Origin of the sequence: Ruegeria denitrificans (assembly GCF_001458295.1) — a bacterium.
Lineage (GTDB): Bacteria > Pseudomonadota > Alphaproteobacteria > Rhodobacterales > Rhodobacteraceae > Ruegeria > Ruegeria denitrificans.
The window spans coordinates 125,169-147,014 of sequence record NZ_CYUD01000009.1 but is presented as its reverse complement, the minus strand read 5'-3'; the positions used below and the strand labels follow the sequence as shown (position 1 = coordinate 147,014).

19 protein-coding genes are annotated in these 21,846 nt (G+C 59.6%); 11 read left to right on the top strand and 8 right to left on the bottom strand.

Annotated features, from left to right (window positions below; translation table 11 throughout):
* The first annotated feature begins 101 nt into the window (after nucleotides 1-101).
* Nucleotides 102-566, top strand: coding sequence for a DUF1203 domain-containing protein (locus RUE5091_RS14840; protein ID WP_058282809.1), 465 nt, complete (start codon nucleotides 102-104; stop codon nucleotides 564-566).
* Here RUE5091_RS14840 and RUE5091_RS14835 read toward each other — a convergent pair.
* Complete coding sequence (locus tag RUE5091_RS14835; protein WP_058282808.1) at nucleotides 563-1,555, bottom strand: ABC transporter ATP-binding protein; 993 nt, start codon at nucleotides 1,553-1,555, stop codon at nucleotides 563-565. The genes RUE5091_RS14840 and RUE5091_RS14835 overlap by 4 nt on opposite strands.
* A gap of 87 nt (nucleotides 1,556-1,642) precedes the next feature.
* On the opposite strand from RUE5091_RS14835, the gene RUE5091_RS14830 reads away from it, so the two are divergent.
* The 3 genes from RUE5091_RS14830 to polA all read left to right on the top strand — a co-directional run bounded on the left by RUE5091_RS14830 (nucleotide 1,643) and on the right by polA (nucleotide 5,408).
* A complete protein-coding gene (locus tag RUE5091_RS14830; protein WP_058282807.1) occupies nucleotides 1,643-1,822 on the top strand; it encodes a zinc-finger domain-containing protein in 180 nt (59 codons plus the stop codon).
* Between the two features lie 34 nt (nucleotides 1,823-1,856).
* Nucleotides 1,857-2,519: a YrbL family protein gene (locus tag RUE5091_RS14825; protein ID WP_058282806.1), complete on the top strand. Its 663-nt coding sequence runs from the start codon at nucleotides 1,857-1,859 to the stop codon at nucleotides 2,517-2,519.
* 90 nt (nucleotides 2,520-2,609) lie between these two features.
* The gene (polA, locus tag RUE5091_RS14820; RefSeq protein WP_058282705.1) at nucleotides 2,610-5,408 is read left to right on the top strand and encodes a DNA polymerase I; all 2,799 of its coding nucleotides are present in this window, start codon (nucleotides 2,610-2,612) and stop codon (nucleotides 5,406-5,408) included.
* A 58-nt stretch (nucleotides 5,409-5,466) separates the two neighbouring features.
* Here the strand turns inward: polA and RUE5091_RS14815 are convergent, their stop codons facing one another.
* Nucleotides 5,467-5,697, bottom strand: coding sequence for a DUF2798 domain-containing protein (locus RUE5091_RS14815; RefSeq protein ID WP_058282704.1), 231 nt, complete (start codon nucleotides 5,695-5,697; stop codon nucleotides 5,467-5,469).
* 63 nt (nucleotides 5,698-5,760) lie between these two features.
* Nucleotides 5,761-6,516: a hydroxypyruvate isomerase family protein gene (locus tag RUE5091_RS14810; RefSeq protein ID WP_058282703.1), complete on the bottom strand. Its 756-nt coding sequence runs from the start codon at nucleotides 6,514-6,516 to the stop codon at nucleotides 5,761-5,763.
* A gap of 181 nt (nucleotides 6,517-6,697) precedes the next feature.
* Between RUE5091_RS14810 and RUE5091_RS14805 the strand changes: the two genes are divergently transcribed.
* On the top strand, nucleotides 6,698-7,636 hold the full coding sequence (locus RUE5091_RS14805) for a DMT family transporter (RefSeq protein WP_243470791.1): 939 nt from the start codon (nucleotides 6,698-6,700) through the stop codon (nucleotides 7,634-7,636).
* Here RUE5091_RS14805 and RUE5091_RS14800 read toward each other — a convergent pair.
* Nucleotides 7,633-8,211: a DUF1285 domain-containing protein gene (locus tag RUE5091_RS14800; protein WP_058282805.1), complete on the bottom strand. Its 579-nt coding sequence runs from the start codon at nucleotides 8,209-8,211 to the stop codon at nucleotides 7,633-7,635. The genes RUE5091_RS14805 and RUE5091_RS14800 overlap by 4 nt on opposite strands.
* A gap of 64 nt (nucleotides 8,212-8,275) precedes the next feature.
* Here RUE5091_RS14800 and RUE5091_RS14795 point away from each other — a divergent pair, with 64 nt between their 5' ends.
* Genes RUE5091_RS14795 through RUE5091_RS14780 form a run of 4 tightly spaced genes read left to right on the top strand, consistent with a single transcriptional unit; the run spans nucleotide 8,276 to nucleotide 14,953 of the window.
* The gene (locus tag RUE5091_RS14795) at nucleotides 8,276-9,283 is read left to right on the top strand and encodes an AAA family ATPase (protein ID WP_058282702.1); all 1,008 of its coding nucleotides are present in this window, start codon (nucleotides 8,276-8,278) and stop codon (nucleotides 9,281-9,283) included.
* A complete protein-coding gene (locus RUE5091_RS14790) occupies nucleotides 9,280-10,155 on the top strand; it encodes a DUF58 domain-containing protein (RefSeq protein ID WP_058282701.1) in 876 nt (291 codons plus the stop codon). Before RUE5091_RS14795 ends, RUE5091_RS14790 begins: the two co-directional genes overlap by 4 nt.
* Nucleotides 10,152-12,914 (top strand): DUF4159 domain-containing protein, encoded by a 2,763-nt coding sequence (locus RUE5091_RS14785; RefSeq protein WP_058282700.1) that lies wholly within the window; start codon nucleotides 10,152-10,154, stop codon nucleotides 12,912-12,914. Before RUE5091_RS14790 ends, RUE5091_RS14785 begins: the two co-directional genes overlap by 4 nt.
* Nucleotides 12,911-14,953, top strand: coding sequence for a hypothetical protein (locus tag RUE5091_RS14780; protein WP_058282699.1), 2,043 nt, complete (start codon nucleotides 12,911-12,913; stop codon nucleotides 14,951-14,953). The genes RUE5091_RS14785 and RUE5091_RS14780 overlap by 4 nt, the downstream gene beginning before the upstream one ends.
* Here the strand turns inward: RUE5091_RS14780 and RUE5091_RS14775 are convergent, their stop codons facing one another.
* Nucleotides 14,954-15,802, bottom strand: a complete 849-nt coding sequence (locus RUE5091_RS14775; RefSeq protein ID WP_058282698.1) for a 2-keto-4-pentenoate hydratase — start codon at nucleotides 15,800-15,802, stop codon at nucleotides 14,954-14,956.
* 118 nt (nucleotides 15,803-15,920) lie between these two features.
* Here RUE5091_RS14775 and RUE5091_RS14770 point away from each other — a divergent pair, with 118 nt between their 5' ends.
* The gene (locus RUE5091_RS14770; RefSeq protein WP_058282804.1) at nucleotides 15,921-18,122 is read left to right on the top strand and encodes a response regulator; all 2,202 of its coding nucleotides are present in this window, start codon (nucleotides 15,921-15,923) and stop codon (nucleotides 18,120-18,122) included.
* 9 nt (nucleotides 18,123-18,131) lie between these two features.
* The gene (locus tag RUE5091_RS14765; RefSeq protein WP_058282697.1) at nucleotides 18,132-18,590 is read left to right on the top strand and encodes a VOC family protein; all 459 of its coding nucleotides are present in this window, start codon (nucleotides 18,132-18,134) and stop codon (nucleotides 18,588-18,590) included.
* Here RUE5091_RS14765 and yaaA read toward each other — a convergent pair.
* The 3 genes from yaaA to RUE5091_RS14750 all read right to left on the bottom strand — a co-directional run bounded on the left by yaaA (nucleotide 18,581) and on the right by RUE5091_RS14750 (nucleotide 21,790).
* A complete protein-coding gene (gene yaaA, locus RUE5091_RS14760) occupies nucleotides 18,581-19,351 on the bottom strand; it encodes a peroxide stress protein YaaA (protein WP_058282696.1) in 771 nt (256 codons plus the stop codon). The genes RUE5091_RS14765 and yaaA overlap by 10 nt on opposite strands.
* A gap of 33 nt (nucleotides 19,352-19,384) precedes the next feature.
* Entirely contained in the window at nucleotides 19,385-21,424 is a 2,040-nt protein-coding gene (gene recQ, locus RUE5091_RS14755; RefSeq protein ID WP_058282695.1) for a DNA helicase RecQ, read from the bottom strand.
* 78 nt (nucleotides 21,425-21,502) lie between these two features.
* Nucleotides 21,503-21,790, bottom strand: coding sequence for a YggT family protein (locus tag RUE5091_RS14750; RefSeq protein ID WP_058282694.1), 288 nt, complete (start codon nucleotides 21,788-21,790; stop codon nucleotides 21,503-21,505).
* Between the last annotated feature and the right edge of the window lie 56 nt (nucleotides 21,791-21,846).

The following is a 21,846-nucleotide window of genomic DNA, read 5'->3' as shown; positions in this document are numbered from 1 at the left end:
CGTATTATATTCACGTTTTGTTCTTTTTCGAGTCCTTTGCGCAGGAAACGGGTCGCGTAGGTTTAACGGGATGGGCATGGTCGGAAAAAAGGAGGTCCAAGATGTTCAAAATCACTGCACTGCCCACCGAAGAAGTCCGCGCCCTTCAGGCTGGTCAGCCGGATGCTTATGGCGCCATGCCAGAGCGCGCGACTTCTACAGGCAAGGGCAATCCATGCCGCCATTGCCTGCAGAACATTCCCGAAGGTGATGAGATGCTGATATTGGCGTACCGACCTTTCTTAGAGACACATCCTTACGCGGAAACGGGTCCGATATTTCTGTGCGCTGCACAGTGCGAGCGATACGAGGGGGAAGAACTGCCTGAAATTCTGACCACGTCACCGGATTACCTGATCAAGGGTTACGGACCTGATGACCGGATCGTCTATGGCACTGGAGCGATCACACCCACAGACCAGATTGCCACTGCGGTCAGGGATATCTTTGCCCGCCCCGATGTGGGCTATATCCACGTCCGATCCGCGCGAAACAATTGCTACCAGGCCCGAATCGACCGGGTCTAAAGCTTGACCCGGTGCAGGCCCCGGCGCGGCTGATCCTGATCGTCTGCCGGGGTCTCATTCGCGCGGGATGAGGTGAGGGCGAGGAAGACATCCTCGAGATCTGCTTCTTCGGTGCGCACGTCGCGGATGCGGATGCCAGCAGAGCGTACGGATTCCAGAACCTGTTCGGCGTTGGTCTGGGCGCTGCGATAGCTCAGCACCAAAGTACCATCGTCGCGCAAAGCGGCCTCGACGCCTTCGGTCTTGGGCAGATTCATAATCGGGCTGTCTGGAGCGATCACCATAGTGCGGCTGTCCACGCGGCCCAACAGGTTGGCGGTGCTGTCCTGTGCGATCTTTTCGCCATGATTGATGATGGCAATCTCGTCACACATTTCCTGCGCTTCTTCCAGGTAGTGCGTGGTCAGGATGATGGTCATGCCTTGTTCGTTCAGCTTGCGCACGTGGGCCCACAGCATCTGGCGCAGTTCTATGTCCACACCCGCCGTCGGTTCATCCAGCACAAGGATCTTAGGGTGATGCACCAGCGCTTTGGCCAGCAGCAGCCGCCGCCGCATCCCGCCCGAGAGCGTTCGGGCATAGGCCTCGGCCTTGTCGCTGAGGCCGACCAGCTCCAGAATCTCATCGCTGCGGCGTTGGGCTTTGGGCACGCCATACAGGCCAGCTTGCACCTCAAGCGCGCCGCGCGGGGTGAAGAACGGGTCGAGGTTCAGCTCTTGCGGCATCACGCCAATGGCGGAACGGGATTGGCGTGGGTTCTGGTCCTGATCGTAGCCCCAGATCGACACATGGCCCGAGGTTTTCACCACCAACCCGGCCAGAATGTTAATTAGGGTCGATTTCCCAGCCCCGTTCGGCCCCAGCAGACCAAAGACCGACCCACGCGGTACGGTCAGGTCGATGCCTTTCAACGCGCTTTTCTCGGGCTGGCCCTTGCTGCCGCGATAGGTTTTGCGCAGCCCTTCGATCTTGATTGCCGCATCGGCCATGTGACCCTTGCCCCCGGTTTGCTCATCGCTCATAAACGCACCTAATACATGCCCGCGAGGCCGACAACCGAAGAAGGATCGCCAGCCGTGACAATCGAAGCGCCGGAAACCAAGATCGTCGAAACCGCCCGTGTCGCCTGTGACGGTGGCGAAGGCGCATTGGGTCATCCGCGCGTCTGGCTGCAAATCCCCGAGGATATCGGTTGGGTCGAATGCCCGTACTGCGATTGCAAATATTTGCTGTCCGGCAGTCAGGCACAAAGCTGACAGGGTGGCAGGTGCCGCGCGAAACGGAGGCCGGATGCTATATGCAGTGCAGCTTTTGCGGTTATCGGATCAGGAGCCTCTGGCAAAAGGCGGCCACAGAAACGTGTATGCCTACCCGGATCAGCCTGGACTTTTGATCAAGGTGACGCGGCCCCGTACACGCCGAAACCGCTCGGTCTCTAAGCGGTTGGTGCGACGGATATTGCCGGACACCGCATTTCGCAACGCTTTGAAAGAGATCGAGTGCGAGATGAAAGCCGCGCTAAAAAGCGGTGACAAAATCGCGCAACTGCCTTTGGCGCGATCATTCGGCGTTGTGCAGACGGATGTCGGGCCGGGGGTTGTAGTTGAACGGATCCAATCCGGTGATGGTCAACTTGCCAAACATTTACTGTCGACATGCCGACAGCATGAATTGAGTGATCAGATGTTGGGTGACCTTAACCGCTTTGTAGAAAAACTGTTCGACCTACAGATTGTGGGTCGGGATATTCATGCGGAAAACATCGTCTATGGGCTGCGTGATCAGACTCGGATGTTTTTTCTGATCGACGGTTACGGAGAGCGCAATCTTGTTCCGTTGCGGTCACTAAGCCGCCGGTTGAATGACCGTTCCCTGAACAAGCAGATGCAGCACATCGCTGATCGTACGGGGCTGCGCTGGGAAAAGACTCAGCGGGTGTTCAGCTTCGCTTAGCCGATCAGATCAGCAGTTTGTTTGTGTTCTGCGCTGGTCACCTGCACGACCCTGTGGCAGAACCGTTCCCAACCAGAACGGAGCGCGTACATGAGCAATTTCGGAAAAGGGTGCCATCTGCATCTGATCGACGGTTCAGCCTTTATTTTTCGGGCCTATCACGCGCTGCCCCCTCTGACACGGAAATCCGACGGGTTGCCGATTGGCGCTGTGTCTGGGTTCTGCAACATGCTGCAGAAATATGTCGAAGGAAATGCCGGGCCGGACGCGCCGACCCATGTGGCGGTGATTTTCGACAAAGGCTCGCACACGTTCCGCAATGACATGTACGATCTCTACAAGGCCAACCGCGAGGCGATGCCCGAAGACCTGCGCCCGCAAATGCCGCTAACACGCGAGGCGACGCAGGCGTTCAACATCGCTTGCAAAGAGTTGGAGGGCTATGAAGCCGATGACATCATCGCCACCCTTGCGGTTCAGGCACGCGAGGCTGGTGGTCGGGTGACTATCGTCAGCTCGGACAAGGACCTGATGCAACTGGTCGGCGGCGGCGTTGAAATGCTGGACGCGATGAAGAACAAACGCATCGACCGCGATGGCGTGATCGAGAAATTCGGTGTTGGGCCGGAACGGGTGGTTGATGTTCAGGCGCTGGCCGGTGACAGCGTCGATAACGTGCCGGGCGCGCCGGGCATCGGGATCAAGACAGCGGCCTTGCTGATCAACGAATATGGCGATCTGGAAACCCTGTTGGACCGTGCCGAAGAAATCAAACAGCCCAAACGCCGTCAGACGCTGATCGAAAAGCGAGATCAGATCGAGCTGTCGAAAAAGCTGGTGCAACTGGATGAGAACACACCGCTGGATTTCACCCTTGATGATCTTGAGGTGAAAGACCCCGAACCGGACACTCTGCTGGGTTTTCTGGCCGAGATGGAGTTCCGCACCCTCACCAAGCGGATCGCCGATAAGCTGGGGGCCGAGGCCCCGGTGATCGCCGATGCGCCGACACCAGTAATTGAAGAGACCGAGGCTGAAGCCATCCCCTTTGATGCGTCGAAATACGAATGCGTCCGCGATGCGGGCGCGCTGCAAAAGTGGATTGATCAGACGTATGAGCGTGGCTGGGTTGCGGTGGATACCGAAACCACCGGATTGAATGAAATGATCGCCGATCTGGTTGGTATCTCACTGTGCGTTGAGGCGGGTGAGGCCTGTTACATTCCGTTGATCCACCGCGAAAGCGCGACGGATGATCTGTTCGGGACCGATGCATTGGCCGAGGGGCAGATGCCGTTGGATGAGGCTCTGACCCTGCTTAAACCGATGCTCGAGGACCCGTCGATCCTGAAGATCGGGCAGAATATGAAATACGATGCCAAGATATTCAAACGATACGGCGTCGACGTAACTCCGATCGATGACACGATGCTGATGTCCTACGCGATGCATGGGGGCGAGCATGGGCATGGTATGGATACCCTGTCCGAACGCTATCTGAGCCACACGCCGATCCCGATCAAACCGCTGCTGGGTTCGGGCAAGTCGGCGATCACTTTCGACAAGGTGCCGATTGACGAAGCCACCGCCTATGCCGCCGAAGATGCGGATATCACCCTGCGTCTGTGGAAACTGTTCAAGCCGCAGCTGCATCAGGTGCAGGTGACGACTGTTTATGAAACGCTTGAACGCCCCTTGGTGCCCGTGCTGGCCGAGATGGAGATGCACGGCATCAAAGTTGACCGCGATGTGCTGAGCCGGATGTCCAACGCATTTGCACAGAAAATGGCCGGATTAGAGGCTGAAATCCACGAACTGGCCGGTGAGAACTTCAACGTCGGCTCTCCTGCGCAGCTGGGTGAGATTCTGTTCGACAAGATGAGCTTGGAGGGCGGCAAGAAGGGTAAGACCGGGAAGTATTCGACCGGGGCGGATATTCTGGAAGACCTTGCGACTGAGCATGAATTGCCGCGCCGGGTGCTGGATTGGCGGCAGCTGTCCAAGCTGAAATCGACCTACACGGATGCGCTGCAGACCCATATCAACCCCGATACGGGCCGGGTGCATACGTCTTATTCGATCACCGGGGCCAACACCGGCCGTCTGGCCTCGACCGATCCGAACCTGCAGAACATTCCGGTCCGGACCGAAGAAGGCCGCCGAATTCGTGAGGCGTTCATTGCCGAGCCTGGCAATGTGCTGGTCAGCCTCGACTATAGCCAGATCGAGCTGAGAATTCTGGCGCATATTGCGGATATTTCGGCTCTGAAACAGGCGTTTTCTGATGGATTGGACATTCACGCCATGACCGCGTCCGAGATGTTCGATGTGCCACTGGATGAGATGACGCCGGATATTCGCCGTCAGGCCAAAGCGATTAACTTTGGTGTGATCTATGGCATCTCGGGCTTTGGTCTGGCGCGCAACCTGCGTATTCCTCGGGCCGAAGCGCAAGGGTTCATCGACCGCTATTTCGAGCGGTTCCCTGGTATTCGCCGGTACATGGATGACACGGTCGCTTTTGCCAAAGAGCATGGTTATGTGCAGACGCTGTTCGGGCGCAAAATCCACACCCCTGAGATAAATGCCAAGGGGCCGCATGCCGGGTTCTCGCGCCGGGCGGCCATCAATGCTCCGATTCAAGGCACGGCGGCGGATGTGATACGCCGCGCCATGGTGCGGATGCCGGATGCGATTAATGGATTGCCGGCCAAGATGCTGTTGCAGGTGCATGACGAATTGCTGTTCGAAGTGGCCGAGGACGCAGTCGATCAGGTCATTGATGTGGCGCGCGACGTAATGGAAGGTGCCTCGGACCCGGCGGTGAAGCTGGACGTGAAGCTGAGTGTCGATGCTGGGCAAGGAGCCAACTGGGCCGAGGCGCACTAGCTGTTCTGAACAAGAGGGGCGCTGCTCATCAGGCCTAGCGGGCCCTCTTTGCAGCGGGTCAGTCCTGCGGTCTGACCAGGCGGTTTACCAGCCGTTGCACTGCTGGCCCGAACACCAGGATGACCGTGAAGGCGATGGGCCAGCTGAATATCCAGGATGCCATCCAGTCGCCGATTGCGGTAGGAGAGAGCCCGATGGCCTTGAAGGTGGCGATCCCGGTCACCATGCAAGACATTAGACCGGACATGATCAGGCTGAACAAAGCACGGGAATAGCGGGCGGGGATCATAGAAAAGTGTCCTAGTGGTCGCGATGCCCTTGATTTGCTGTATTTTCCGTCAAAATGCCAGAGCTAACCTTGCATCCATCCAAGGCTGTTGCGTGTTTGGGGCGTTGACGATGTGTATTCGGCGCTGACCCAACCGGAAAAGCCCGAGGCGTCCATGTCGCTAAACAGGCCCTGGAAATCTGTCGGGCCACGTCCCGGCTCGCACCGATCAGGGGCAGCACCGATCTGGGCGTGGACGATGCGGGAGTGAAAACGATCCCAGACGGCCTTCGCGTCGTCGTGGATCATATGGGCGTGGAAGCTGTCATATTGCAGACCCACATTCGGGCGGTTCACGTGGTCCAGTACTTGTATTGCCAGATCGTAGTCGTTCAGAAAGTACCCGGGTTGGGAAACAGGGTTCAGCGGTTCGATCGTGAACTGCTGTTGCGGGGCGAAATCCGCGGCCCATTGCAGGTTGCTTACAAAACAATCCTGCGCATCCTGACCTGCAGTGTAGCCTGACATGATGTGGATCAGCCCCGGCCGCAGAATCTCGGCATAGCGCAAGACGCGGCGGATATCGGATTGAAACCGTGCTTCCCCCCCCGGAACCGCGGCATAGCCGGGTTCACCCCCGGTGTAGTTGGGCGGCGGTGCGTTGATCAGGACCAGTTCCAGCCCGTTAGCCAGCAGGGCGCGGCGTGTTTCCTTTGCGGCCAGCTCATAAGGGAACAGAATCTCGACCGCCTTGAACCCGGCGTCAGCCGCCGCCTGAAAACGTTCCAGGTACGGAAGCTCGGCAAAGAGGAGTGAAATATTGGCGGCAAATTTGGGCATGGGCGGTCTCGGGCAGTTGCTGGCCGGACCTTACCCGGGCAACGATTTGTGGGAAAGGGGACTGAAAACGACAGATTGTCGAAAATCGGCCAGATCGCGCCCTGCGGATGAGAGAGCTTTGTAGCATCGCGGCGAATCATTTTAGCGCGCCGTGCCAACAGAAGGTCTGAACACAATGGCCATGAGCCCTGACCCCGTGCGCGGGAACGCTGTTTCGATGTCTGCAGGTCGAAATTCCGCCTTGTCTGGAAACGGCCTTGCGGTTGCGTCCATGCTGACATGGGCAGCTGGGTTTCCGGCGGCTGAGGTGCTGTTGCAGACATGGCCACCGGTTGCCTTGTTCGCAGCGCGGCTGGCGTTGGCGGTGGCCGTCATGGTGCCGATCTGGTTGCTGATCGACGGGCCGCGCCGGGTGTTGAACGCGCGCTGGGCGCGGGCGATGCTGGTCGGTGGGGGCGGCTTGGGGACAGGTATGTTCCTAATCATCGTGGCGCAGAAACTGACCGATCCGGTAACAGTTGCGATCATCGCCTCTTGCGCGCCACTGATGGCGACCTTGCTGGAGATGGCCGCAGGTACAAGGCGGTTGCGGTGGAATTTCGCACTGGGCGTACTGGTGTCGATCATTGGCGGGCTGATTGCAACCAGTGCCATGGCACCGGCGCAGCTGGGTCTGGGTGCGGCCCTTGCCATTGCCTCGACGGGCCTGTTCTGTTGGGCCAGCATGGCGACCGCACGAGATTTCCCTGAGTTGAGCCAGACGGGTCGGACAACGATCACTTTCGTGGGCGGGTTGGTCATGGCCTCGTTGTTGATGTTCGTGTCTGCGCAGTTGGGTTTGGATGTTATGCCCGCGACGGGTTTAGACATTCGACAGGCCGCGATGTTGGCAATGTATGCGCTGATCTCAATGGGTCTGAGCCAGATATTCTTTGTAGCATCCATTGGCAAGCTGGGTGTCGCGCTGACCTCTTTCCACATCAACATCGCGCCGTTTTACGTGATGGTGATCATGATGGTAATGGGAGAAGAGTGGAACAGCACCCGCGCATTGGGCGCCGGTATCGTCGCACTGGCCGTCGTGCTGGCGCAGGACCGGCGACGGGCGCGTCCGGCCTAATCCGGCAAATCTTCCGAGCGGATGAGCTGAAAGAACTGCCCGCCAGACCAGACGCCGAACCAACCATCACGATGCTGGGCAAGGTCGACGAGACGGTAAAAACTTTTGCGGTCGATGCGTGCCTCAAGATTAGCGCGAACCAAAACATAGGGTGACGGTTCATCTGTTTCTTCGTCAATGACAATGCGGATAGGGTGATCCGACCCGGCCACCGCCCGGTCACCGACCTGCGTGGTAAAGGTCACGTTTTGCGTCGTATTTTCGCCCTCGGTATCGAAATCGACGGCGACAAAGGGCGCGTCTTCGACGGTGATTCCCACCTTTTCCACCGGGGTCACCAGAAAATACTTCCCATCCTCTTTCTTAAGAATTGAGGAAAATAGCTTCACAAGCTCGAACCGGTTGATGGGTGACCCTAAGTAACTCCATGTGCCATCTTTGGCGATCCGGATGTCCAGATCGCCGCAAAACGGAGGATTCCACAGGTGAACAGGCGGCAAACCCCTGGATTTGGCGGCGTTAACTGATGCAGCCAAGCCATCAGGTGAAGGGGTCACAGGTTTTTGTCCGCTCATTGCTTTTGCCATTTCCTCTCAGCGCGATACACTTCAATCATAATAGTCCACGGAAGGGAAAGTCATGACCGAACCTGCCGACCTCGTGTCCGAGATCGAAGCGCTGGAAAACAAGCTGCAAGAGGCCAAGGCCTCGATCACCCGCCGCTTTATCGGACAGGAACGGGTTGTTGACCTCACTCTGACCGCGCTGTTGTGCGGAGGTCACGCTTTGTTGATCGGTCTGCCGGGGCTGGGTAAGACGCGGTTGGTCGAGACGCTGTCGACAGTGATGGGGCTTCATGGAAATCGCATCCAGTTCACGCCCGACCTGATGCCAGCCGATATTCTGGGGTCCGAGGTTCTGGACACTGCCGATGACGGCACCCGTCATTTCCGGTTCATTTCCGGACCGATCTTCTGTCAGTTGCTGATGGCGGATGAGATCAACCGCGCCAGCCCTAGGACCCAGTCGGCGCTGCTGCAGGCGATGCAGGAACGCACTGTGACCGTGGCGGGCGAAGATCGCTCGTTGGGTGAGCCGTTTCATGTGCTGGCCACACAGAACCCCATTGAACAAGAGGGCACCTATCCGCTGCCCGAGGCGCAACTGGACCGGTTCCTGGTGCAGATCGACGTCGAATACCCGGATCGTGAGACCGAACGTGATATTCTGCTGGCGACCACGGGGGTCGAAGAAGCCAACGCGTATGAGATTTTCACCAAGGACGAATTACTGGCCGCGCAAGTTCTGCTGCGGCGTATGCCAGTGGGGGATTCGGTCGTAGAGCTGATCCTCGATCTGGTCCGCGCGTTCCGCCCCGAAGAAGCGGGTGTTTCCGAACGCGTCGCTGAAACGGTCGCCTGGGGCCCTGGCCCCCGCGCGGCGCAGGCGCTGATGATGACGGTGCGGGCCCGCGCGATGTTGCACGGGCGTCTGGCACCAAATGCCGAGGATGTCCTGGACATGGCCCGCCCGGTGCTCAGCCACCGGATGGCTCTGAATTTCGCGGCGCGGGCACGCGGGGATAGTCTGGCCGAGCTGATTGACTCGACGGCTGCCGGTTTGATCCGCACCGAGGCCGCGGCGTGAATGCCGCGCTGACCCTTCGCGAAAGATCCGAGGCCGAGGCGTCTCGGCTGCCGCCCTTGTTGGCGCGCGCCGAGCATTTGGCCGGAACTGTAATGCTGGGCGATCACGGGCGCAGACGCTCGGGTCTTGGCGATGATTTCTGGCAATACCGGCCGGCACAGATCGGCGACAGCCGGCGAATGATCGACCACCGACGCTCGGCGCGCGGGGATCAGCAATTCGTGCGCGAACGGGAATGGCAGATCGCGCAATCGGTGATGCTGTGGGTGGATCAGGGCGCATCGATGCGGTTTGCGTCCGACAAGTCTCTGCCCACCAAATCCGACCGAGCGCGCCTGCTGGGGTTGGCCACGGCCATCCTTCTTGTTCGCGGCGGTGAGCGTGTAGGCCTGACCGGCACCACCTTGCCGCCCCGGCGTGGCAACGCGCAGATTATCCGGTTGGCTGAGGCGTGGTCCGAAGACGCACAAGCAGATTATTCCCCGCCCGAACACCGCGCCATGATCCCTCATGCCCGCGCTGTGTTCATTTCCGATTTCCTGGGCCCTTTGGACGAGGTCGAACTGGCCCTGACCAAAGCCGCCGATCGCGGCGTGCGCGGCGTTCTGTTGCAGGTGCTTGATCCGGGGGAAGAAACGTTTCCCTATCGCGGTCGGACCATTTTCGAAAGTGTCGGCGGATCGGTCCGTCATGAAACCCTTAAAGCTGGCGAACTGCGCGCGCGCTATCTGGACCGCCTCGCCAAACGCAAGGATGCGCTGACGCAGCTGTGTCGCGCGACCGGTTGGCAGCTGGGCCTGCATCACACCGGTGACAGCGCGCAAGCGGCCCTGTTGTGGCTCTATCGTGCGCTGGACGGGGGCACGCGATGACGGTTTTGGCGGGCATCGGTTTTACCGCACCATGGGTGCTGCTGGGTCTGCTGACCCTGCCGATCCTGTGGTTGATCCTGCGCGCCGTACCGCCCGCACCAATACGTCGCCTATTCCCGGCGGTGACGTTGCTGCTGGGATTGAAGGATGACGAAAGTGTCTCGGACCGGACCCCATGGTGGCTGTTATTGCTGAGAATGTTGGCGGCAGCAGCGATCATCATCGGCTTGGCCGGCCCGGTTCTGAACCCGTCCCGGGACGAGACCGGATCGGGACCGCTGCTGCTGGTGCTGGATGCCAGCTGGGCGGGGGCGACCCGGTGGTCGTCGACGTTGGATCAGATCGACTCGCAACTGACCGAGGCCGGACGCGCCGGTCGTACCGTGGCGATCCTGCGTTTGACGGCGCCCGAAGCGCCGGTGTTTCAGGCCGCCGAGGCATGGCGCGGACGTCTGCCGGGACTGATGCCGGTGCCGTGGCAGCCTACGCAAGCGCAGATTGATCAGACGTTGGCGGCTCTGACCCAACTGGATGGCAGCTATGACACCCATTGGTTCAGTGACCGTTTGGGCTATGACGGGCATGACAGGGTTCTGGACGCCCTGCAGGCGCGTGGTGACGTGACGGTCTATCAATCCCCCGCGCCTGTTCTGGCCATTCTGCCCGCAGCCTATCAGGACGGGGTGATTCAACTGACTGCCCAACGTGCGACGCCGGGTCCAGCTGAGCGTATCACCGTTCTGGCGCAGGGTCGCGATCCCGCCGGTGCGATGCGCGTCCTGCAATCGGTCGAGATGGAATTCTCAAGCGGCGAAACGCTGGTACAAGTGGACTTGGCGCTGCCATCAGAACTGCGCGCCCGGATCACACGGTTCGAGATTCAGGGCCAGCGTTCGGCCGGTGCTGTCACGTTGACCGATGACAGCCTGCGCCGACGCGAGGTCGCCCTGATCGCCGGAACACTGAACCGGGAAGGTTTGGAACTGCTCTCGCCGTTGCATTACCTGACCCAGGTTCTGAGCCCCACGGCAGATTTTATCGATGGGGGGTTGTCCGAGGTTCTGCCGGCCAACCCGGATGTGATCGTGCTGGCTGATGTGGCAAAACTGTCGGGCGGGGAAAAGATCGCATTGGTTGAGTGGGTGGAACAGGGCGGGCTATTGCTGCGCTTTGCCGGTCCACGCATGGCCGCCAGCGATCTGGGTCGCGAGTCCGAGGACACATTGTTGCCCGTACGCCTGCGCAGCGGTGGCCGCTCCGTCGGCGGCGCGATGAGTTGGGGTGAGGCCAAGGGGCTGGCACCCTTCCCGGAAAACTCGCCTTTCTACGGCTTGCAGGTGCCGGACGATGTCACGGTCTCAACGCAGGTCATGGCGCAACCAGACCCTAATCTGGCAGATCGGGTGATTGCGTCGCTGTCGGATGGGACACCGTTGGTGACACGCAAAGCGCTGGGCTTGGGTCAGGTTGTGCTGTTCCACGTAACGGCGGATGCGGAATGGTCGAGCCTGCCGCTTTCGGGTCTGTTTGTTGAGATGCTGGACCGTTTGGCCGTAGCTTCGGCGGCGAAATCGCGGCAGGACTCTCAGTTGCAAGGCACCACGTGGGAGCCTCTGCAAGTTATGGACGGCTTTGGCACCTTGTCCGATGCGGGCAATCTGGGTGGCGTGGATGGGGTCGAGTTGATCTCGGGCACAATCGGTCCTGATCTACAGCCTGGCCTTTATGAAAGTGGTAAGCAGAAGCTGGCTTTGAATGTTCTGTCATCGGATTCCGTTCTTACTCCGGCGATCTGGCCATCAAATGTGCCGATCAAAGGGCAGGAAGTAAATTCAGAGACGCCGATCGGAGGTATCCTGCTTAGTCTTGCGTTGTTGTTGTTGACGGTTGATGTGATTGCCTCGTTGGCCTTGTCCGGTCGCCTTGGTCTGGCCAAAGCGGCGGCGGTTGCTCTGGGGGCTATGCTGTTGGTGCCGCAGGCGCAGGCGCAAACGCCTGAGGACACCGAATTTGCGCTGAATGCCACGCATGAACTGGTGCTGGCCCATGTGCTGACCGGAAATGCGCAGGTTGACGATGTGGCAGGTGCTGGCCTGCGTGGCTTGTCGCAAACGCTGTTCTATCGCACGTCGGTCGAGCCTGCCCAGCCATTTGGGGTGGATCTTGAGCGCGATGAACTGGCGTTTTTCCCACTGCTCTACTGGCCTATCACACCGGATCAGCCGCAGCCTTCAGCTGAAGCTTACGTCAAGCTCAACGCTTATCTGCGCTCGGGCGGTATGATCCTGTTCGACACACGTGATTCAGATATCGCACGCTTCGGGGCCTCCAGCCCCAATGGCCGCAAGCTGCAACAACTTGCGGCTCCGCTGAATATCCCTGCGTTAGAGCCCGTTCCGGCCGACCATGTTTTGACCCGCGCCTTTTACCTGCTGCAGGATTTTCCGGGTCGCTATGCGGGCACTGAAATCTGGGTCGAGGCCGCCCCGGTCGATGCGGAACAGATCGAGGGTATGCCCTTCCGTAATCTCAACGACAACGTCACCCCTGTGGTGATCGGTGGCAATGACTGGGCCGGGGCCTGGGCAATTGACCGCAATGGGCAGGCTTTGTTGCCGGTCGGGCGTGGCTATGCCGGGGAACGTCAGCGCGAGCTGGCCAATCGCTTTGGGGTTAATCTGGTGATGCATGTGCTGACCGGGAATTACAAATCGGATCAGGTCCACGTGCCTGCGCTTTTGGACAGGTTGGGACAATGACTGGAACTGTCATCTTTGATCCCCTGATCCCGTGGCCTGTTCTGACCATTGTCGCAGCAATTGCGGTTGCAGGGGTTCTGCTGGCCCTGTGGCGCGGCTTGTCCGGCTGGGCTTTGCGCGGGCTGGCGGCGCTGGTGGTGATCGCGGCGCTGGCGGGGCCGGTCTATCAGGTCGAAGACCGTGCGCCGCTGACCGATATCGTGCTGATGATCGAGGATGAAAGCGCCAGTCAGGCCCTTTCGGATCGCGCCGAACAAACCGCACAGGCGGCCGAGGAGCTGGCCGCCGAGATCGAATCCCGCGACAACACCGAATTGCGCCGGATCAAAGTGGGCGACGGTGATGGCGACGAAGGCACGCAGCTCATGGCCGCATTGAACGCCGCGCTGGCCGAGGAACCGCGCGCGCGAATTGCGGGTATTCTGGTGGTGTCAGACGGGATCGTACATGACGTTGATCAGGCCCCCGATCTGCCCGCGCCGATGCATTTGCTGCAGACCGGGCGCGAAAGTGACTGGGATCGCCGACTGATCGTCCGCAACGCCCCTGCGTTTGCCATTATCGACGAGCCTGTCACCCTGACGATTCGGGTCGAAGACAGCGGCGCCGTGTCTGCCGGGGCGGCCACCGCGCCGCTTGAAATATCGGTAGATGGGGCCGAGCCTGAACATTTCACTATTCCTGTCGGAGTGGATGTTGAGATGCCGGTCGCGCTGCCGCATGGCGGGCGCAATGTCATCCAATTCACCGTGCCCAAAGCCGAGGGCGAGTTGACCGACCGTAACAACACCGCGCTGATCCAGATGAACGGAGTGCGCGACCGGTTGCGGGTGCTGCTGGTCTCGGGCGAGCCGCATCCTGGCGGGCGGACATGGCGCAATCTGCTGAAATCCGACAGCTCGGTCGATCTGGTGCATTTCACCATCCTGCGCCCGCCAGAAAAACAAGACGGTGTGCCGGTGGATGAGTTGTCGTTGATCGCTTTCCCGACACGCGAACTGTTTCTGGAAAAGATCAACGATTTCGACCTGATCATTTTCGACCGCTACAAGCGGCGCGGCATCCTACCCGCGATCTATCTGGATAATGTCACCAGCTACATCAACGATGGCGGCGCGGTTCTGATTGCGGCGGGGCCGGATTTTGCCAGTGCCGACAGCATCTTCCGTTCTCCTCTGGCGCCGATCCTGCCTGCACAGCCCACCGCGCGGGTGATCGAGGAACGGTTCGTGCCCATGGTCACCGACCTGGGGCACCGCCATCCGGTAACCACTGATTTGGGGGATTCCGAGGATTGGGGCGCGTGGCTGCGTCAGATCGACGTCAACCACCGTACGGGTGAGCTGTTGATGACCGGCGTGGATGAACGCCCCCTGCTGGTGCTGGACCGCGTGGGCGAAGGGCGCGTGGCGCTGCTGGCGTCTGACCATGCCTGGTTGTGGAGCCGGGGTTTTGAAGGTGGTGGTCCTCAACTGGAACTGCTGCGCCGTCTGGCCCATTGGATGATGAAAGAGCCCGAGCTGGAAGAAGAGGCCCTGTGGGCCGAGGCCAACGGGCAGATTATGCGCATCATCCGTCAGTCGCTAGAGGATGAGATCGGACCGGTGACCATCACCCGTCCCGATGGCGAGACGCTTGAAATTACGCTGGATGAGGTATCTTCGGGCCGGTTCGAGGCGACCTACTACGGGCCCGAGATTGGCCTCTATCGTCTTCAGGAAGGCGAGCAGATGGCGGTCATTGGTCTTGGCCCTGCCGCACCGAAAGAGTTTGAGCGCACCATTGCCACTGATGTGGTGCTGGAGCCTGTGCTGGCCGAACTGCGCGGCGGTGCAATTCGACTGGAAGATGGGTTGCCGTCGATCCGCAACGTACGCGCTGGGCGTCCGGCGGCCGGGCGTGGCTGGATCGGCCTGACTCCGCGGGATGCTTATGAAACGCGCGATGTCACTCAGGCCGGGCTGTTGCCGCCCTGGCTGGTGCTGTTGTTGGCCGGTGGCTTTTTGCTAGCGGGCTGGTTGCGCGAAGGGCGACGCTGATTATTCAAACACTACCCTGACCGTTGGATCGCCAGGCAGGCCTGCATAGGTGACGGACGCCCCTCCCTTGCCCTTTGCGGGTGGCACTAGCGGGCCAAAAGACCCCACCGAGATCAGGTCGCCGGGTTGAAACTCGATACCTTTCGACATCAGCCATAGGGCCGCGTTTGCCGGGTGCCCCAGAACTGCGGCCCCGGGGGCCTGAGCCAGAACTTCGCCATCTGCGGCGCTGAGCGAGACAGTCATATCCGCCAGCGCCTGCGTCATCGCCTCAGGGTCGGATACGGGAATATCAGAGCCTAACACGCCGAGTTTCGGGGCAACGCCAATGGCGGTCAGGGTAACCGGCGTGATTGGCTCCCCTTCGGCCAGGGTCAGGTCGGGCAGTTCGATGAAGGGACGGATGGCTGTGATATGGGCAATGACTTCGGACGGCGTTGTGGCCTGATTGATGCCAACGTCCCCAACGATCAGCACCAGATCGGCCTCAAAGACCGGACGCGCGCCCCATGTGACTGGCACCGTTGCACCGTCCTCCAACATCATATCGCGGAACAGGACGCCTTGAACTGGTTCAGCCGCGCCGAAGCGTTCTTGCGCCGGGGCGCTGGTCAGGCCCGCTTTGTAACCAATGACTGGTCCCATATGCGGCTCTAACGCGTGGACTATCTTGGCCTGAGTGCACAACGCGTCGTCCATGGTGCCATCTGCGGACAAGGCCACGGTGGGTGTGTTCGTCAGATAGTCTTGCACATATTGGTCGACCTGCGTTTCTGTGGCGCAATCCGCCATCACAGGAGACCCCAACATGATGGCACAGAGTATGGGCATGTATGTCTTACGCAGCATGGGCAGACCTCCGGGTTTTGAAAAACTCTGGCACGAGGATCCGTGTTCGGGCAATCGCTTAAACACTTTTTCACGCTCTGTCGGGATGCTGGGCACAAGTTACCCGGGATCAGCAACGATGAGTTTAGCAACCAAACTGGCACAGGAACGGCGTGCGCGGCTGGCAGCCGAGCGGCTGTTGGAGATGAAACAGGCCGAGTTGTCAGCGGCGAATCGCAAGCTGGGTTTACATGCAATGGCCTTGACCAAACGCATCGGTGAAACCCAGGCCGAAGTTGAAACGGTCCGGGGTGAAAACGAAAAGGTTAAATCCGACCTGACTGAAGCCAATGCCAAGATCGAAGTGGCTGAGCGACGCCTGTGGCATTCGATGCAGACCATTCAGGACGGGTTTGCTTTTTTCGATGACCAAAGCCACCTGATCGGAGCCAATGCCGCCTATCTCAGCCTGTTTGACGGGCTGGATGAGGTGTCGCCGGGTATTTCCTATGCGCGCATCCTAGAGATTTTGACCAACGAAGGGCTGATCGACATTGGCGTGGAATCTCCGACCGATTGGCAGGCACGAATGCTGGCGCGCTGGGCGCAGCCGCAGCCGGATTCAGTGGTGATCAAACTTTGGAACGGAGAATATTTCAAGATGATCGACCAGCGTGGCAATGGTGGCGACGTGGTCAGCCTGGGCCTGAACATCACCGCCACGGTCCGGCATGAAACCGAATTGCAGGCCGCCCGCGAACGGGCCGAGGCCGCAAACCGGGCCAAATCCGCCTTTCTGGCCAATATGAGCCATGAAATCCGGACCCCGATGAACGGTATAGTCGGGATGACTGAATTGATGGCGGAAACGCCATTGGATGAGGAACAGCGCCTGTATCTCAACACCATCCGCAACTCGGGCGAGGCGTTGCTGGTGATTATCAATGACGTACTGGACTATTCCAAGATCGAGGCGGACAAGCTGATCCTGCACCCCGAACAGTTTGATTTCGAACGCTGCATTCTTGAGGTTGCGATGCTGATGCAACCCAGCGTGCGCGACAAAGGGCTGTCTCTATTGGTCGATTATGACCTGTTCCTGCCGACGCTGTTTGTAGGCGATCCCGGTCGTGTGCGGCAGGTGCTGACCAATCTGGTGGGCAATGCGGTGAAATTCACCACCGAAGGCCACGTGTTGATCCGCGTCACCGGGGTGCCGAATGCTGACTCCAACACTTGCGATATTCACGTCGCGATCGAAGATACCGGCATCGGGATTGAAGAGGATAAGATTGGGCACATCTTTGGCGAATTCAATCAGGTCGAGGATGAGAAAAACCGTGCGTTCGAGGGTACGGGTCTGGGGCTGGCCATCACCAAACGGCTGATCACGTTGATGGGCGGGTCGGTCTGGGTGGAAAGCGAAACGGGGCAAGGGTCTTGTTTCGGGTTCCGCATTTCGCTGCCGACCGCCGAAGGCCCGCAACCCTCACCACCCGATCTGGCCGGTCGCCTGCGTCACGTGGTCGTGGTCGAGGATCTGGCAGTGAACCGCGCCATCCTGTCAAAACAGCTGGGGCGGCTGGGATCAAAGGTCACTGTTTGCGCATCCGGCGGTGAGGCGCTGGCCGCTGTCGACGAGAGTGTGGACCTTCTGCTGTGTGATCACGACTTGCCAGATATGGATGGGTTGGAGCTGGCGACCACGTTGAAAGATCGGGGCTGGGGGGATTTGCCAGTGGTGGTGATGTCGGCCAATCCCGGTGTTATCCACGCTAATCCCGCGCGTCACCTGATCGAAGGGGTGTTGCAGAAACCCATACCTCGAGCCGAATTGTATTCGCGGCTGACCACTTTAGGCCAGCTGCCAGCCACGCCTGAGGTAGAGTCAAGCGCACCCAAAGCCTCGTCCGAACCACATGGCGAACGTAAGATGCGCGTTTTGGCGGCCGAGGACAATCGGACCAACCAGTTGATTTTGCAAAAGATGGTCAAGACCCTGAACATTGAACTGCAATTCGCTGCGAACGGGCTAGAAGCGGTGGACCAGCATCAGGAATTCGACCCTGACCTGATTTTCATGGATATCTCGATGCCCAAGATGGATGGCAAACAGGCTACGGCGGAAATTCGGCGGCGCGAGATCGACACCAAACGGCATGTGCCCATCGTTGCGCTGACAGCACATGCGATGGCCGGGGATGATCAGGGTATTCTGTCGGCCGGTCTGGATCACTACTTAACCAAACCGCTGCAAAAGCGGAAAATCCACCAGATGATCCTGGATCACCAACCCGAGGAGGTGCTGCCTGTTATTGCCGAAGATGCGCAGGCTGGCTAGGCTAAGCCCATGTCAGACCGTGGATTTCAGCCTCGTGCATTGGGTGAGATTGCCATTCGCTGCGCCGATATGGGCGCAATGGTGGCGTTTTATGAAGACGTGATCGGGCTGGAACGCCTGACCGGAGATCACAACAGTGCCATCACCTTTTTCCGCATCGCCGAAGGGTTCGATGGACACACGCAAATATTGGCCCTGTTTCACCATAGGGCAGCCCCGAGGTCTGGGTTGCACCCGGTCGGTGATGAAAAGCCCACAACCGGGGCCGGTTCGTCGCTGCATCACATTGCGCTTTCGCTGCCCTTTGCCGAGCAACAGGCCGTGATGCGCTGGTATGACACGATCGGCCAATCCTATCGCGTTGAACAGTTCGGCTGGATCGGATGGCGCGGTATTTTCACCGAAGATCCCGAAGGCAACACGGTCGAGTTGGTCGCTTATGACCCGTCGATGCTGGATCAGGCCTGATAGGGACGCACGAAAACGGGTTTGTCGTCTTCCGACAGGTCTTGCCGGTATTCATAACCGCCAGTGTCGAAATCCAACAAGCCTTTGGGATCGGTCAGGCGGTGTTGAACGATATAGCGCGCCATGGCTCCACGGGCTTTCTTGGCAAAGAAACTGACGATCTTGGGGCTGCCGGCCTTGTCTTCCATAAACACCGGTGTGATCACCCGTAGTTTCAGTGCCTTCAGGTCCACCGCGCCGAAATATTCCTGGCTGGCACAGTTCACCAGAATGTCTGATCCGACCTCTGCGGCCTGCGCGTTCAGCGCCTTGCTCAGCTGATCGCGCCAGTATTCATACAGGTTTTTGCCGCGCCGGGTTTTCAGCTTGCTGCCCATCTCCAGCCGATAGGCTTGAATCGCGTCGAGCGGACGTAACACCCCATAAAGCCCGGACAGGATACGCAAATGATCCTGCGCCCAGACCATTTCGTCCGAATCCAATGACGCTGCTTCCAACCCCTGATAGGTGTCCCCGGCAAAGGCCAACGCCGCCGGGCGGGTCAGATCAGCACCCGGCGCATCCGAAAACGCGCGATACCGGTCGCGGTTCAAGCGGGCCAGATCATCGCTGAGGTCCATCAGTTTTTTCAGATTGCCCAGCGTCAGGTTACGGGCGGTTTTCGACAGCCGGATCGCGTCGTCCTGAAAATCGGGTTGCGAGACGATGACGTCCCGTTCTGCCCAGTCCAGCCGTTTGGCCGGGGAAATCACTACCAGCATATTCGCCCTCGTTCCTTGCCTGTCTGAGGGTATCTAGCCCGCCTGACGCAGCACGTCCAGAAATGCGACACCAAACCTTTTGTGACGACGGTCGCCCAGCACCTGCTCCATCCCGCGCGGGTCATTTGGGCGCAGCTGTGCGACCTTGGCCAGTTGCGAGGCCGAACAGGTCAGGGGTTTGTCGATCCCGTCGGGGCCGCGCGACAGTCGAGCCTGCACTTCAAGCAAGCGGTCATAGATATCGCCCTGATCGCGCCCGGCCAGTTTGCGCCGTGCGGGGTGCAATTCTTCGACTGCGCCCGTCAGCACTTCGAGGAAGGTGTCGCCGTAACGTTCCAGTTTCTTCGCACCGACCCCGCTGATCCGGGCCATGTCGTCCAGCGTCGCGGGGCGCTTTTCGGCCATTTCGATCAGGGTGCGGTCGGGAAAGATCACATAGGCCGGAACCCGTGCGTTTTCCGCCAGCGCGCGGCGCTTGGCCTTTAGTGCGCTCAGCAATGGCGCATCTTCGTCGGACACCATCATCTTGACGGCGGGCCGTCGCGTGGCCTTGCGGATCGTGTCCTTGCGCAGGTTGATTTGCGCCTCACCTTTCAGGATCGGCTTGGCTGCTTCAGTCATGCGCAACGCACCGTGGCGTTCGGGATCGGGGCGCACCAGATCGTGCCCCATCATCTGCCGGAAAATCGCCTGCCATTGCGGACGCGACCAGTCTTTGCCAATGCCCCACGTGGACAGATTGTCGTGTCGCCGGGCGCGAACTTTATCCGTTTCATTGCCCAGTAGAATGTCAATCAGATGGCCCGCGCCAAACCATTCCTCGGTCCGCAGGATCGCTGACAGGGCCATACGGACCGGGGTGGTGCCATCGAACACTTCCGGAGGGCTGTCGCACAGATCGCATTTACCACAAGGCGCCGCCTGTTCGCCGAAATAGCCCAGCAAGGTTTGGCGGCGACATTCCAGTGCCTCGGCCAGCCCGAGCAGAGCATTCAGGCGTGCATGATCGGCCATGCGCCGTTCGGACGGAGCGAGCCCCTCGTCAATCTGCGACCGGCGCAGGCGAATGTCGTCAGGGCCAAACAAGGTGAGCGTCTCGGCAGGTCCGCCGTCACGGCCGGCGCGGCCGATCTCCTGATAATAGGCTTCGATGGATTTCGGCAGGTCCGCATGCGCGACCCAACGGATGTCGGGTTTGTCGATACCCATTCCGAAGGCAACGGTGGCAACCACGATCAGGCCGTCCTCGCGGGCAAAGCGGGTTTCAACGATGCGGCGGTCTTCGGCCTCCATTCCACCATGATAATGGCAGGCGGTGTGACCTTCGGCGCGCAGGGCCTGGGCCAGCACTTCGGTTTTGTTGCGGGTGCCGCAATAGACGATACCGGATTGACCCTTACGCGCCTCGGCAAAGTCCAGAATCTGCTTGCGTGGCCCGTCCTTGGCCCCAAAGGCCAGATGGATGTTGGGCCGGTCAAATCCACGCAGGAATTTGCGCGGGTCGGAGCCGTCGAACAGTTTTTCGACGATTTCATCTTGCGTTTCGGCATCCGCCGTGGCGGTGAAGGCGGCCAAAGGCACGTCCAACGCGCGCCGCAACTCTCCGATCCGCAGGTAGTCCGGGCGGAAATCGTGACCCCATTGGCTGACGCAATGGGCTTCATCCACCGCGATCAGGCTGACATTGATCCGCCGCAGCATGCCCAAGGCCGACCCGGCGGCCAGCCGTTCCGGCGCCATGTAGAGCAGCTTCAGCCGCCCGGCCTCTAACGCCTCCCACACGGCATCGGTTTCTTCGGGTGTGTTGCCAGACGTCAGTGCACCGGCCTCGACCCCGGCCTCTTGCAGCCCGCGCACCTGATCGCGCATCAGGGCAATCAGAGGGGATATCACCACCGTCACCCCGTCACGCAGAAGGGCAGGGAGTTGAAAACACAGGGATTTGCCGCCCCCGGTGGGCATTATCGCCAGCACGTTTTCACCCAGCGTGACGGCATCGACGATCTCTTCCTGACCGGGGCGGAAATCGTCGAATCCAAAGACATCTCGCAGCAAGGGCGCGGCGTCGAACATGTGCGGGGTTGCCCTGTTTTAAGGTTTATCTGCTCTTAAGACAGGACAATCACATACTAAGATTCGGTGAACAAGAGGTCAGACGAAATAGCCCGCATTGTTGATCAGTATGATCCGCAGCGCATATACCCCGACCAGCACCACCAGAGGCGTCAGGTCCAGACCACCCATATTGGGCAGGATGCGGCGGATCGGGCCATAAATAGGCTCCAATATTCGGTTGAGGCCGTACCAGATTTGCGCCACCAGCTGCTGGTGCAGGTTGAGAACTTGAAAGTTGATCAGCCAGCTCATGATCACATGGGCCAGAATGATGAACCAGACAATGTCCAGGATCAGCAGCAGAATTTGGATCAACGACAGCATGGGGCCTCCGGTAAATACGTGAGACGAGAGGTAAGCGCCTCCGCGACAAAGAGCAA